Genomic DNA, 13,112 nt, shown 5'->3' with positions numbered 1-13,112 from the left:
GAGTTCATTTCCGTATAGAATGACAAAGGTTGACCAGTAAAGGAGCAATTTCTGAGAGTGATAAAATCCAGTCTACTGCAACAGCAGAAATTGCGGCTTCTGGCATAATTGAGCTTTCAGCTGTGCTAGGCTCCTGTACAATAGTAATCCCTCCTCGCGCTTTCACTTTTTTAAGTCCTTGCGTACCATCTTGATTTGCACCTGTCAAGATTACACCAATAACTCGTTCGCCATAAACATCGGCAGCTGACTCAAACAGCACATCAATGGATGGTCGAGCATAAGAAACTGGCTCATCAATAGAAAGAGTAAAATAATCAGGTTCTACCAACAAGTGATAATCTGCTGGTGCCAGATAAATCTGTCCTGGTAGTATTTCGTCTTTGTCTTCAACCTCCCGAATTGGCAGATGTGTGTGTTCTTGCAATAATTCTCCTAGAGTTTTGTCAGAATCTTTGTGACGGTGTTGAACGATCGCGAGCGGCGCTAAAAAGTCGGTTGGTAAATTTACTAAAACAGTTTTCAGTGCCGCAAATCCCCCCAAAGAAGTCCCAATAACTACAATTTTAAAGGACACTAGTTTAGCCTCCGGTAAAGCTTTTCACCTTTGGCCATTTCTTCATAATATTTCTCATAGGGAGAAAATCTGATCGATTCTTGCCGTCCCAGACCCAAGATTCCAAATGTACACAAACTGTTATAAAACAATGCGTGTACCCGCTTTTGTAGTGTCTGATTGAAATATATCAGGACGTTACGACAAAGAATGACATTAAACTCGTTAAAAGAACTGTCAGTGGCCAAATTATGTTGGGCGAAGATCGCGTTTTCCCTCAGAGATGCTCGAAAAATGGCATTGTCATAAGCTGCCGTGTAGTATTCTGAAAAAGACTGCTGACCACCTGCTTTCAGATACAGCTGTGTATATTCTTGCATTAGTCTTAGGGGAAAAATACCACTTTTGGCATTTTGTAATACCTTCTCATTAGTGTCGGTGGCATATATCCGACAACGGTGGTAAAGGTTTTCTTCTTGTAACAAAATTGCCATTGAATAGACTTCTTCTCCAGTTGAGCATCCAGCGTGCCAGATACGAATAAAAGGATAGGTTCGCAACAAGGGAATTACTTGCTGTCTAAAGGCGAGATAAAAGCTGGGGTCACGAAACATTGATGTGACATTCACTGTTAGACCTAGCAAAAATCGTTCCAGACAGAGGCGATCGTGCAGCAACTGCTCTTGTAAAGCAGAAACGCTAGCTAAATCCTCCAAGCGCATAAAGCTTTGAATTCGGCGCTTGAGCGAAGACAGAGCATAATTGCGGAAATCATAACCGTAATACTGGTAAATCCCCTCCAATAACAACTGGATTTCGATTTCCTCCAACTTGGGTTTAGGCAAATTCATAACAAAAATTAGGAGATGATGCTGAGCGAACTAATTGGTAATTTGTAATGACGCTCGAGGACTCGCGCTTCGCTACGCTAATGTAATTCGTAATTAAGACATCTAGAATTAAGCTTGATACAAGCTATTTTCAATACTTTACCCTGTTCCTCAAACAAAGAAACTCTAAGAAATAAATTATCCTATTCCATCGGTTGTTGACAGCCATCAGTCAACAGTGAACGATTAGGCAAAAAAAACCCCAGCTTGGTAGCTGAGGCAAAGGGGAGAAGTACAGATGACGATGGGAGATACCGATACCGAAGTTAAAAAACTCTAGCTAACGCTTAAAGCAACCAAAACTAAAGTAGTGACAATTAAACTAGCAAAAACACCCTGTACAACATACTTACGTTGTTGCCAAATAGCAGGGTACTCAGCGTAGTACATCTGGGGTTCGGTAGCGTAGTTGTTGAGAACGCCGTCTTCATTAACAGTGGTGTACATAGCTTTTTTTCCTTTATTTGTTAACTTATGTAACTAAATTTAACAATATTGTTACAAAAGGTCAAGAGGATTTGCCATAAAAAGGTAAATAGTGTTAATAAGGACGACTTATCAGGGAAGAAGAGGGGTGTGAGGGTATAGGGGAAAGATTTTTGTATATCTGCGAACAACCACTCCCACGCAGTTGCGATCGCTTAAATGGGAATTTGCATAATTCAGATCGCCAGAAGGACGCGGCGATGCAGTAAACCAGTACTGTGGTAGGGTTTCCTGATACAAGCGACTGGCGCTTGCGTTCGCCCTTGGTGTTCCCAAACGGTAACCTATCCGTTCGCGTAGCGTCTCCGACAAGAGAAGGATTCACCTAAAGGGGAACGCAAAGATGCAATTGATGATTAGCTTATCGTAAGTAGATGGCATGGGCGTGGAGTAACTTCGGTTTAATTGTGGGCTGCTTTTAGAACCTTCATCCGAAATAAACAATTTAAGAGTTGTATTTAAATCGTGCTGCCTGTAAGGCTGTAAAAAATAATCGCTGGTAGTAACTTCTAGGTTTAAATTTTCTACTTAGTAAGAATAATTACTGCTGTTATTATGATTATTTTGACAATTTTTTAAAACTGAAGCTGTATCTGTGCTGTATCTGTGAAGTCAAGTAAGTCTAACCAATAAGCCATTTTGTGAAAATTGAAGAAACTAATATGATTGCCCTCACACAAACATTGACACAAACAGCACTTAAACAACAACAACCTAGTGTTCAATTACGTGCCTTGCAACAAGCTGCTTTTTTACAAAAAGTTTTAGAAGGATTAGGAGATGGCATTTTAATTTTAACTGCAACGGGTGAACTCGTTCATGCTAATGCAGTTGCTTATCACATTTGTTGTCAGTTAAATCAAGGTCATTTTAACTCTAATTTTATCCCGCCAGCTATTTGGGATCTTTGCCAATCCCTACTCGATAGTCGGAGTTTGGTTTCTGAGCAAGTTATGATGTTATCTGATGAAATTGTGCTTGATAAATCAACAACCTTCCACATTAGGGTAAGATTATTGGATTTAGACAGATTCCAGTTTCCTTGCTTTTTAGTGACAATTGAAAATCGATATGAGTCTTTGAAAAATACTACGATATCTGAAATCAAAAAATATGACTTAACACCACGAGAAGCTGAAATTTGGTATCTATATAAAGGCAATTATAGCTATAAAGAAATGGCTGCTAAACTTTATATTACCTTAAATACAGTGAAAAAGCATATGAAGAATATTCATGCAAAACGACAATGTTTTTTGGCAATTAATCACTAATATTTCAATCTTAATTCATCTGTAAAATACTATTTATTATTAGTCATTTATGGCATTTTTTAGATAAATACTAATAATTGACTAAAAAAAATTCATAGATGAATTAAGATTGTTATATAATGATAGTTTAAATCGCTGTGATAACAGTTTTTGAGATTTAGAGGGTAACTATATATTACATATTAGTTTAATCGCGCCATATCACATTCAATGACTGTAGTTATATAGCTACTTGAAAAGCTTCACTGTAGCGACTTTTAGTGTTGCTCGTCGTTTAGTGGGGATAGTTTAAACTCTGCCACTCCAAGTAAGTACTAAAAGCCTTACTTATCGGTAAACGCAGTAGCCTGCAAAAATTAAATCAGAAATTACCTCACAGCACTATCTTACCGCTATGGCTCTATGCAAGAAATAAAATCTTGTAATCAATAACTATTCTCTCCCATGAAATTTACTTAGGAACAATATACAACGTTTCTTCAATTTTCTTGTAGCGTTATTTATTGAGAGTCAGGACTTTGCAAGCGGATTAATGTATTGTAGACCTGTCGTTTTAAATTATTGTTATTTTGGATCTCTACAGTAATACCGTTGAAACGATCGATGCTCAGACCATTATCTTCGACTATTTTCTGGGAACGGTTACAATAATTGACTGCAATATCTCTAGCTCTGCGTGGCAGACTATTCATACTGTTGGAGTCGTTACAGACAATTTTGGGAATTTCTTTACCACCTATCAATTTCTTAATTTCTTCAAAAGCTTGTTGACGTGATGGCTCCATTGCTAATACTGCTTGGGCGTAGCTAGTGATCTCAGTATTGTTGATTGGTGGATTTTGAGCGTCAGCTTTTGAATTAAAGGTCAACGTGCTGGCGACTAAACTAGCAGTGGTTAGAGCGCCGAAAAATAATGTTTGAGAAAGCATAGTTGGCAGACTATTTCGGAAAATTAAATCAGAAATTTTCTTCATAACGTTTGTGACACAGAACTACAGTAGGGATATGTTAAAGACTTTGAATTATTTTAAGAGCGAGAAGTTCCAGAAGATTCTAATGGAGAAAATTTTAAGTGTATTGCGAGTTTTGTCGGCATACTTGACACAGTTCTATCACTTTCGTTTGAAGTACTGACATTTCTGTAGCTCCTTGCTTAAGACTCAGTTCTAACTCTAGTAGTAAGGGTAAGCAAGAGATTAGCTGCTGTACAGAAAGAAATTTTACTTCTTGCTGTAAAAAATAGACACGTTTGGGATTACCAATTTCAGCAGCCTGAGCGATCGCTTGTGGATTCCGCTCACCACCTTCCATCACAATTTTGACCCATAACCAAGTGCGAAATTGACCAATGAGAGTAGCGACTATCCGTAACCCAGGTTCCGAAGCATTCATGAGATCGGCCAAGATATTTAAAGCTTTAGCTGTATCTCCTGTTCTAATGGCTGCTGATAATTGTAAGCTATTTTGTGTAGTATTTCTTACTAATTGTGTAACTGTATCTACGTCTAAAGCTTTTTTGCTGCCTGCGGTATAGAGACGTAATTTCTCTAGCTCATTGTAGAGTAGGCGTGTATCATTACCTACGGCTTCTGCCAACATTTCCGCAGTCTTGGAAGTCAATTTTACTCCCACATTTTGAGCAGCTTGATTGACAGCTTGAACCAGCAATTCCGTCTTCCAGGGTGGAATGAGAGGAAATTCCCGGAACTCAGTGGCGAATTGTTTCAATAATTTTGTGGATTTTAGACGTTCATCGGGTTTGTTACGGGTGGTTAGCAATAAAAATGAGTTTTCTGGAATGTCTGGCAGAGTTCTTGTAAGTTCTGCTAATACGTTGTCTGGACAATGCTGGCAAAGAGTAGTATTGCTCAGCCATACCAAACGTCCACCAGCTCCAAAAGTTGGTGTCATCACTTGATTTAACGCCTGGATTGCAGCATCGGGTCGATCGGGAGAGAATGAAGTATAGTTAAAACTTGTCCATAGGGGATCGAGGACGCGATCGCGCAACAAAGCGATCGCCTGTTCCATAGCAAAATCATCCTCACCCCAGTAAACATAGATTGGCATGTTAAACCTCCTGTAAAGATTTAGGAAGAAGACGCGGTAATGGGGAGAGTTCTTTTTCCGCATCCCCCTTTGGGTGACGCTCGCAAGCTCGTTAACGCTGCGAAGATCGGAAGTTTGGACTCGACGGGAACCCTTACGGGTAACGCTCGTGACGCTCGGTCGCGTAGCGTCTCCCCTTGGGAAAAGACTTGCTAACGCTGCGCTAACAGCACTTTGCTATCGACGGAAACCCTTACGGGTTTGGCAGTTCCTCTACTTGGGGAGACCTCAAGACCGGACTGCCTACCGCCAATACTCCAACTTCCTCACCGCGTCCTCCCGTCCCCATGTTCTCTTTGCCAATCCCCCTAAAAAGCTAAATACTTTTTAAATCACTCTGTTAATTTGGGCAATTTTCCCTAAAATCTATCCAGTGAGAGCGCGAGGCTACGAAGATTGGACGACAACTATCAAACTTATCTGAATCGGGTAGCAAGGATGACGCTGCCAGAAGCTTATAGATCCCAAGTTCAGCATATCCAGGAATCTTCTAAATTTCAGCTGTATTCTGGAGCGAGACTTGCTGCACCTTTTCCTGGCTATACGCTAATTACCCCGTGTGCGCCAGAAGAATCACAAAACTCTACTTTCTATGCCCAATTACAAGCTTACCAGCAGGAACTTTTACAGTTGCCTGTGAAGGATTTGATTGTCCCTGTCCCTCCTGCTAGCTTTCATTTGACCTTAGCGGACTTGATTTGGGACAGTGCATATTATCACGCTTGTGAAAAAAATCCTGAATTTGAACAACAATTACGCTCTTGCTGCGCTGAAATATTTCAGCAATATCAACAATCCATAACACGCGGGACTAATCCGATTTCCTGGCAAATTTTGGGATTGGTAGTAATGCCAAGAGCTGTAGGTGTTTGTTTAGTACCCCAGGATGAACACTGTTACGAGCAGGTGATTAAATTTCGCCGCACAATTTATCAAAATCCAAATTTAATGGCTTTGGGTATTGAACAGCATTATCACTTCACAGCCCACATTACACTAGGCTATTTTGGGGAGGTTTCGCCGGATTTAGATCGTACAAACCTCAGCGCCTTGCTTTCGCAGTTGAATCAGCAATGGCTGTTGAATTCTCCAGAATTTTTGATTCACCGTGTCGAATTGCGGAAATTTGATGATATGACGAACTATTATCGTAAACCAGACTGGCCAAGCTTAGATTTCTAAGGTATTGGGAACTAGGGACTCTTAAAAGGCAGAGGGAGCAGCCCTCACCAGGGGAAGGGGAAAGATCCATCCTTTTCCCTTTTCTCTACCCGAAGGGCTTTAAATTCTGCCCTACCCTGCGGTTCTGCTTTAGCAGTACGGGTGACGCGCTCCTAAGTCGCTAACGCTGCGCTAACGATGGAAACCGCCAAGACGGGGGCTGCTTCACCGCAGTGGCTCATCTTCTGCCTTTCTAGCTAAAATTCTTTCTGCTGATAGGCAAGATAAATAGCTTCTAAAAACACATCAGGGGAAACATTTTCTGGCAATTTTTCTAGATCGAGAATCGCTTGAACTTGTTGAGTCAGTTGTAAAGCTAGTGCAGTTCTCGCTTTTAATGCCATTGCACCACGTCGCTGTAAATACTCGCGGATAATAGCAAAATCATCGGGCAACAATGGTGACAAATCGGTAATTTGTAGCAGAGATTCATAAAGCGACCTTGCTTGTTCTGAAATTTTTAAAGTCGCCAATGCGGTGGATGTTTGGGTTTGAATCACAATTGTGCCGGCAGCTAAATCACCCAGGCGCTTTTCACGGCGACTAAACATAATTAAAAAAGCTCCAATAAACAGAGACTCATCAAAGGGTCGTAGTAAGCTACGGAGAGTCGCTTGTTGCAGTCCAATGGGTCTACCATCATCCCGAACCACACGAATTTTAGCAAAACGTTTCCCAGGGGTTTGACCTCGCCAGATAGTTTCAAATAAAACAAAATAACCAGCGTAAATGCTAAAGGTAGCAATGAAGAAAATTGCTAACAACCACAGTCCTAAATTCTGACTGTTTGCAAAAATTTTATCAATTAAATCAAACAGTTGAATCGACAAGAAAGTCCAGGCAATGAAAAATCCAAACAAGGTTAAACCCAACAGTAGATAATCAATAATCAGAGCTAAAGCCCGATTGCCAATTCCGGCTAAAGAAAATTCCAACTCTACACTTTCTGGAGTCTGGAAAGTGATGCGGTTAAAAAAGCTCATATTAAATTTTCACTGATTGAAAATTAGTAGATTTTCTGTTGAAGTTTTGGGTTAGCGAAAATCCTGCGTCGGAGGTTCGCGTAATTGCAAACCTAGACCCTCACGCCGACTACGCAAGTCAAAGTATAAAACAGCTTTTAGTGCTTGCCAAAATGGCATCACAAAAATCCCACCTATCAAGCTTGTGACTAAAGAAATAGAATACACAATCCAGTAAATAGTAGAACCTGGCTCAAGCCTCACGAGAAATAGGCTGGGTACATAATTTAAAAGCAGCACAATTGGCAGTGTCACAAAAAAAGCAACTAAAACAACGCCCTGAATGCGAATTACCGAAGTTTTAGTTAACTCCCAACTTCTATCAATGCTTTCACCACCATTGATATTTTCCTCAACTGCTAGCGGTACCTCAGCAACCGCCCAACGGGCGTAGAACCAGGTAAGTCCCAGCAGCACAATAATCACCACTATAATTATCGATAGCGTAGTTGCAATTATTACTCCTGCGCTACCTAATATAGCTCCAAATACAAATCCTATTACGGCAGCCAGGATACCGCCCGCGATCACCAGCCCAATATAAATTAACAATAGATATAGTGCTACCTGAAAAGCAACTCTTAAAAATGACCACAGCCGTGGATTAACATGGCTACGGGCAGCTTTGACACTTTCAGGTTGGGAAACTAATTCTCCAAAAGCTAAACGCGATATCAGCCCGGAAATTGCAGCATATTTTGCCCAACCATATATGGGAACTAAAGCCCATAAGTGAGCAATCAGAGCCAGTTTCAAATAAGTTTTGAGATGAGAGCGATACAACCGCACCGCAGCACTGACAACATTACCCACACTGAGAGGTTGCATGGGACTAGGGGAACCAAAACTTTCAGCCATGATGTCAAAATTTCCTTGAAAGTACGGAGAGGAATTTGAGGCTATCTTAAGGTACGTTAAACTCAATATTCCCAAAATTTATGAATATTCAACGTTGGATTGCACGGCGAGAACCGAATTGGCAGCGGCTAGGTGCTTTGTTAAGGCAAGTAGAAACCAAAGGACTAAAGTCACTGCCAGCAGCAGAAATTAGAGAATTAGCAAGTTTGTATCGTTCAGTAACGGCAGATTTGGCACGCGGTCGGACACAGCAGGTTGGCAATACTTTGATACAAAGTTTACAATCCCTTACAACCCGTTCCTATACGCAGATTTACCAAGGTTCGCAGCGACAGGAATGGCAAGCAGTAGTGGAATTCTATCGTTGGGGACTACCATCTGCGATCCGGCAAACATTTCCATACATTGCTACTGCTATTGGTATGTTTCTACTGGGGGCACTAGTGGCTTGGTGGTATGCATGGCAAGATCCAACATTTATGTCGCTGATAGTACCTGAAAATTTGATTACTAAGGTACGAGACGAGCATAAATTGTGGATGGGGTCAATTGTTGGCATTGAACCTTTGGCATCCAGTGGCATCACAATCAATAATATCGCTGTGTCCTTTGGAGCTGTTGCTGGTGGAATTACAGCAGGAGCATACACAACCTATTTAATGATATTTAATGGCTTATTGATTGGTGCTGTTGGTACTCTAGTAGGCCAAAATAATCTTGCTTATCCTTTTTGGGCGTTTGTATTTCCCCACGGTTCCCTAGAATTACCCGCCATTTTTTTTGCTGGTGGTGCAGGTCTTTTAATAGCACGAGGAATTTTATTTCCTGGTAAATATCGCCGGGGTGATGCGTTGAAATTTTATGGTTTTCAGGCGGTACAGTTAGTATTTGGCATTGTACCAATGTTGATGATTGCAGGTATTATTGAAGGCTTCTTCTCACCTAATCCCATTGTGCCAGACCCATTTAAATATCTTTTTGGATTAGGATTATTTATAGTTTTGCTAATGTATTGCAGCCGTAAGCATCCCTAGGGGGGATGAGGGACAGAGGGGCAGGGGAAGATCAAACAATTAATAACTAACAACTGACCCTTCGGGTGACGCTCCTGCGTCGCTAACGCCAGTTATTCATGGGGAAAACCCCCAAGATCCTTCGGGTTCGCCAGTCACCTGCGGAGAGAAACCCTCCCGCGGTGCTGGATTCACCATACTGGCTCACAACTGACTCTCTATTTTAAACGCAGATTTGTAACTAATTGTGAACTTTTTAGATGGTACGGTTATTGCGATCGCTGATGACTATAAAACCGAACCTACTATAATTTATATCGATCTAGTGTTTTAGTTAGGAAGCTTGAGATTGAGCTTTTTAGAAATCGAAGAAGATTGATTTAGGAAAATGCACTGGTTCGCTACCAGTCAGGAAGCTTGAAATTGAGCCTCCTCAGACTAAATAGTGCATCTTAGAGGTGATATTATGGCATTAGTTCGTTGGGAACCATTCCGGGACATCGAACGCTTAGAACCATTCCGCCAAGATATTGAACGTTGGAACCCGTTTCGAGAAATTGATACCCTACACCAGCAAATAAATCGCTTGTTTGATAGGTTAATTCCAACTGATGGCGGTGAAAGGACTGGAGTTACCTTTATTCCTGCTGCTGAACTCGAAGAAACTGAAAATGAAATTCATTTGAGACTGGAAGTACCTGGTCTAGAACCAAAAGATATAAGTGTAGAAGTAACACCCGACTCGGTTACGATTATCGGTGAACGGAAGTTTGAAACTCAGGTTGAAGAAAATGGTGTTACTCGGTCGGAGTTTCGCTATGGCAAATTCCAAAGGGTAATTCAGTTACCTTCTTTAGTTGAAAACGACAAAGTACAGGCTGAATACAAAAATGGTATTCTCCACTTAAGCTTACCGAAAGCAGAATCAGAAAAACAAAGGACTGTAAAAGTTAACATTGGTTAATGAGGAACTGGGTGCTGGGGAAATCTTTCTCAATACCTAATACCCAATAATTTTTCCTCTTCTACCTACATTATTTGTCGAAAGTAAAAAGACGCTTTCTCTAAGGGGAAAGTGTCTTTAATACTAGGAAAACAAACGAAATCAAAAGAATATTACATCTACATTCAGCACTACTGAATATCTTTACTCTTCTGTAAATCCAATCATTTCATCGGTTGGTTCATCCAGCATTTCTGGTACTAAAGCTGGGTTACTCCTATGTTCTTGTGGAGACTGTTGCCTAATGACATCATCTATATTCGGAGGGTGTTTGATTGTGTCAAGTACCTCTGGACTTAATTGTGATGCATCACCTTCTGGATTCATCTTTTCGGCTTGACTGGGAACTGTTTCGTGATTCATGAATCTTACTTTTAACTTCTAGGTCAAGTTTAAGAGATGCTGTTGTGAGACATACACTATCTTGGGGTTTAAATTCCCATAGCTAGACAGCGCTCAACAGTTACCACCAATGACTGAGTTAGACTATTAAGTTCATAACCACCTTCTATACCGAAAACTACTTTCGGTGTTAATTGTAAGCAGTAGTCAGTGAATACTTTATAATCTTGAGGCTGTAAGTTAATCCATCCCAAAGAATCAGCTTGATTCGCATCAGAACCAGCACTGACAATCAATAAATTGGGCTGAAAATTGCTTAAAAACGGTATAACTTTATCTTTAAATAATGGTTGATATTTAGTCAGTGTGCTGCCTTAAAAAACTCGCAAATTCAACACATTGTTGTACTCACCCTGCTCATCCTCCTCTACCTGTAAAAGGAAAGAAAGATGACTGATGGATAGAAGTAAAAGCAATTTGTGGATTGTTTTCCACTGCGGCTTATGTGCTGTTACCGTAATGCACATCCCAATCAAGAATTGGAACACAATTAATTTCAGGTTTTGCCAACGTTGCGATCGCAGCGTTGGCAAAAAGACAAAAACCCATACCAGTATCTCGCAGAGCGTGGTGTCCTGGAGACCGTGCGATCGCAGGCAATATCTTTTTTAATTAAGAACTTACTTTTAAGCAAGGCAGCCAAATCAAAAACCTTTCTTAAAGCGGATGACTTTTATCATAAAACTGTTCAAAATTTTGTATCTTTTGTTTCATCATAGCTAGGAAATTAGTAGTGCTACCAGATAAGCGTAACAATGCCGCTCAAAGTCAACGCTGGGCATTTTCTCAACTTTTCGGATTGGCAAGGCGGAATCCTTTAATGATTTCGCGGTGGGTTCTACGCTGGGCAGTGGTGGGGACTATTTGTGGTCTATTTGCTGGGTTATATTGGAATGTTTTAGAACTGATAACTCACCAACTGCAACGATTTGAAGGTCTGAGTTTGCTGATAGTAATGCCACTAGCTGGTTTAATTATTGGGTTAGCGATCCATTTTCTGGGAAATCCTGGCGAAATCGCCGTAATTGTGGATAATATCCATTTTCGCGGTGGACGCTTGGATGCGCGCAAAAATCCTTCAATGATTATCGCTTCTTTGGTCAGCATAGCGGCAGGCGGCAGTGCTGGCCCAGAAGCACCATTGGTACAGGTTACAGGTTCTTTTGGTACTTGGGTTGCCGATCGCCTCAAACTTCAAGGAGAAGACCTGCGATCCATGAGTATAGCGGCCATGGCTGCTGGCTTCACTGCCTTATTTGGCGCACCTCTTGGCGGTGCGATGTTCGCCTTGGAGATTTTACATCATCAGCATATTGTGGAATATTACGAAGCTTTGATGCCAGCCATTGTTGCCAGTTGCGCCAGTTATCTGGTGTTTGCAGCAATTACACGTTTGGGAATTGCCCCCACTTGGCATTTTCCCCAGTACCGCCTAGAAAACATTGATGATTTTGCTCTTGCGATCCTGTTTGGCATCGTTGGGGCGATCGCAGGATGGATTTTCATCGGCATTTTTCGAGGCTGCGATCGCTTCTTCACTAGAATTCCCGGTCCCATTTATGTACGCACAACAATAGCAGGATTGGGACTTGGCAGTTTGGCAGCTTTATTGCCGCTAACTCGTTATTTTGGTCATGAAGAATTAGAATCTGTTGTCACTACTAGTTTCTCTGCTGTTTTCCTCTTAGTTCTGGCCCTTGGTAAAATGACTGCTATCAGCATTACGGTTACAGGTGGTTGGCGCGGTGGATTCATCATCCCGCTGTTTTTCACGGGTGCTTGCATAGGCCAAGCAATAGCAATATTAATTCCAGGACTTAATCCTGCCCTGGCTGCGATCTGTACCATGGCAGCTATCAACGCAGCGGTGACGCGCACACCTATCAGCACGACCATACTATTATCAAAACTGACTAATTTTAGTCCTTTTACACCAATTCTTTTTGCTAGTTTAATTGGATTTTTTCTATCCCCTAAAGTTCCTTTGATTGCATCCCAACTGAAGTCTCAACCAGAAATACAAAATTAAAAATTAAAAATTAAAAATCAACATCTTTTTGATAATTTAGATTAGGAATTGTAAATGCTAATAAAGCAGCTTTGATCGACTATTTTCCCACAAGATTTGCAGCGAGATACTTAAAGTAGTTTTCCCAGCATAACTAGACAGAATCGTGTTAGAATTGTAGCAAAATATGGCAATTATTCAAGAAAGATTTGGAATAATTTAGCGCATTGTCAACTGTAAGGGCTACAATCTACATTTTTTGGAGTTTTT

The 13,112-nt window shown here is 40.9% G+C and carries 17 protein-coding genes; 6 read left to right on the top strand and 11 right to left on the bottom strand.

The genetic code is table 11. The features are described 5' to 3' along the window. Positions 1 to 4: 4 nt before the first annotated feature. From RMY31_RS27195 to RMY31_RS27180, 4 genes are all read right to left on the bottom strand, one after another. Positions 5 to 577, bottom strand: coding sequence for a chemotaxis protein CheB (locus tag RMY31_RS27195; RefSeq protein WP_322661000.1), 573 nt, complete (start codon positions 575 to 577; stop codon positions 5 to 7). Continuing rightward, on the bottom strand, positions 577 to 1,407 hold the full coding sequence (locus RMY31_RS27190; RefSeq protein WP_322660998.1) for a protein-glutamate O-methyltransferase CheR: 831 nt from the start codon (positions 1,405 to 1,407) through the stop codon (positions 577 to 579). The genes RMY31_RS27195 and RMY31_RS27190 overlap by 1 nt, the downstream gene beginning before the upstream one ends. Before the next feature lie 315 nt (positions 1,408 to 1,722). Continuing rightward, the gene (gene psb34 / locus RMY31_RS27185) at positions 1,723 to 1,893 is read right to left on the bottom strand and encodes a photosystem II assembly protein Psb34 (protein WP_322660243.1); all 171 of its coding nucleotides are present in this window, start codon (positions 1,891 to 1,893) and stop codon (positions 1,723 to 1,725) included. A gap of 111 nt (positions 1,894 to 2,004) precedes the next feature. Beyond that, positions 2,005 to 2,244: a hypothetical protein gene (locus RMY31_RS27180; protein ID WP_322660996.1), complete on the bottom strand. Its 240-nt coding sequence runs from the start codon at positions 2,242 to 2,244 to the stop codon at positions 2,005 to 2,007. Positions 2,245 to 2,594: 350 nt separating this feature from the next. Here RMY31_RS27180 and RMY31_RS27175 point away from each other — a divergent pair, with 350 nt between their 5' ends. Continuing rightward, positions 2,595 to 3,206 (top strand): helix-turn-helix transcriptional regulator, encoded by a 612-nt coding sequence (locus tag RMY31_RS27175; protein ID WP_409878587.1) that lies wholly within the window; start codon positions 2,595 to 2,597, stop codon positions 3,204 to 3,206. A gap of 500 nt (positions 3,207 to 3,706) precedes the next feature. On the opposite strand, the gene RMY31_RS27170 is transcribed toward RMY31_RS27175, so the two are convergent. Further along, complete coding sequence (locus tag RMY31_RS27170) at positions 3,707 to 4,180, bottom strand: DUF4168 domain-containing protein (RefSeq protein ID WP_322660992.1); 474 nt, start codon at positions 4,178 to 4,180, stop codon at positions 3,707 to 3,709. 94 nt (positions 4,181 to 4,274) lie between these two features. Then, positions 4,275 to 5,276 carry a DNA polymerase III subunit delta gene (gene holA, locus RMY31_RS27165; protein WP_322660990.1) on the bottom strand — a complete coding sequence of 334 codons (1,002 nt, stop codon included), beginning with the start codon at positions 5,274 to 5,276 and terminating at the stop codon, positions 4,275 to 4,277. 73 nt (positions 5,277 to 5,349) lie between these two features. On the opposite strand from holA, the gene RMY31_RS27160 reads away from it, so the two are divergent. Together RMY31_RS27160 and RMY31_RS27155 are read left to right on the top strand one after the other, a co-directional pair. Then, positions 5,350 to 5,646: a hypothetical protein gene (locus RMY31_RS27160; RefSeq protein WP_409878577.1), complete on the top strand. Its 297-nt coding sequence runs from the start codon at positions 5,350 to 5,352 to the stop codon at positions 5,644 to 5,646. Positions 5,647 to 5,711: 65 nt separating this feature from the next. Further along, on the top strand, positions 5,712 to 6,497 hold the full coding sequence (locus RMY31_RS27155) for a DUF1868 domain-containing protein (RefSeq protein WP_322660986.1): 786 nt from the start codon (positions 5,712 to 5,714) through the stop codon (positions 6,495 to 6,497). Positions 6,498 to 6,733: 236 nt separating this feature from the next. On the opposite strand, the gene RMY31_RS27150 is transcribed toward RMY31_RS27155, so the two are convergent. Both RMY31_RS27150 and RMY31_RS27145 read right to left on the bottom strand, forming a co-directional pair. Continuing rightward, a complete protein-coding gene (locus RMY31_RS27150; RefSeq protein ID WP_322660984.1) occupies positions 6,734 to 7,519 on the bottom strand; it encodes an RDD family protein in 786 nt (261 codons plus the stop codon). A 51-nt stretch (positions 7,520 to 7,570) separates the two neighbouring features. Further along, the gene (locus tag RMY31_RS27145) at positions 7,571 to 8,416 is read right to left on the bottom strand and encodes a hypothetical protein (RefSeq protein WP_322660982.1); all 846 of its coding nucleotides are present in this window, start codon (positions 8,414 to 8,416) and stop codon (positions 7,571 to 7,573) included. 80 nt (positions 8,417 to 8,496) lie between these two features. Between RMY31_RS27145 and RMY31_RS27140 the strand changes: the two genes are divergently transcribed. Both RMY31_RS27140 and RMY31_RS27135 read left to right on the top strand, forming a co-directional pair. Continuing rightward, positions 8,497 to 9,450: a stage II sporulation protein M gene (locus RMY31_RS27140; protein WP_322660981.1), complete on the top strand. Its 954-nt coding sequence runs from the start codon at positions 8,497 to 8,499 to the stop codon at positions 9,448 to 9,450. A gap of 445 nt (positions 9,451 to 9,895) precedes the next feature. After that, entirely contained in the window at positions 9,896 to 10,393 is a 498-nt protein-coding gene (locus tag RMY31_RS27135) for an Hsp20/alpha crystallin family protein (protein ID WP_322660979.1), read from the top strand. A 183-nt stretch (positions 10,394 to 10,576) separates the two neighbouring features. On the opposite strand, the gene RMY31_RS27130 is transcribed toward RMY31_RS27135, so the two are convergent. The 3 genes from RMY31_RS27130 to RMY31_RS27120 form a co-directional block, all read right to left on the bottom strand. Beyond that, positions 10,577 to 10,795 (bottom strand): hypothetical protein, encoded by a 219-nt coding sequence (locus tag RMY31_RS27130; protein WP_322660977.1) that lies wholly within the window; start codon positions 10,793 to 10,795, stop codon positions 10,577 to 10,579. Positions 10,796 to 10,863: 68 nt separating this feature from the next. Further along, a complete protein-coding gene (locus RMY31_RS27125) occupies positions 10,864 to 11,103 on the bottom strand; it encodes a hypothetical protein (RefSeq protein WP_409878585.1) in 240 nt (79 codons plus the stop codon). Between the two features lie 172 nt (positions 11,104 to 11,275). Then, entirely contained in the window at positions 11,276 to 11,434 is a 159-nt protein-coding gene (locus tag RMY31_RS27120) for a hypothetical protein (RefSeq protein ID WP_409878573.1), read from the bottom strand. A gap of 133 nt (positions 11,435 to 11,567) precedes the next feature. On the opposite strand from RMY31_RS27120, the gene RMY31_RS27115 reads away from it, so the two are divergent. Then, positions 11,568 to 12,863: a chloride channel protein gene (locus RMY31_RS27115; protein ID WP_322660975.1), complete on the top strand. Its 1,296-nt coding sequence runs from the start codon at positions 11,568 to 11,570 to the stop codon at positions 12,861 to 12,863. Positions 12,864 to 13,112 lie beyond the last annotated feature (249 nt).

Source organism: Dendronalium sp. ChiSLP03b, from assembly GCF_034531165.2.
GTDB lineage: Bacteria > Cyanobacteriota > Cyanobacteriia > Cyanobacteriales > Nostocaceae > Dendronalium > Dendronalium minutum.
The sequence above is the reverse complement of the archived record's forward strand: the minus strand, read 5'-3'. Positions and strand labels throughout refer to the sequence as shown.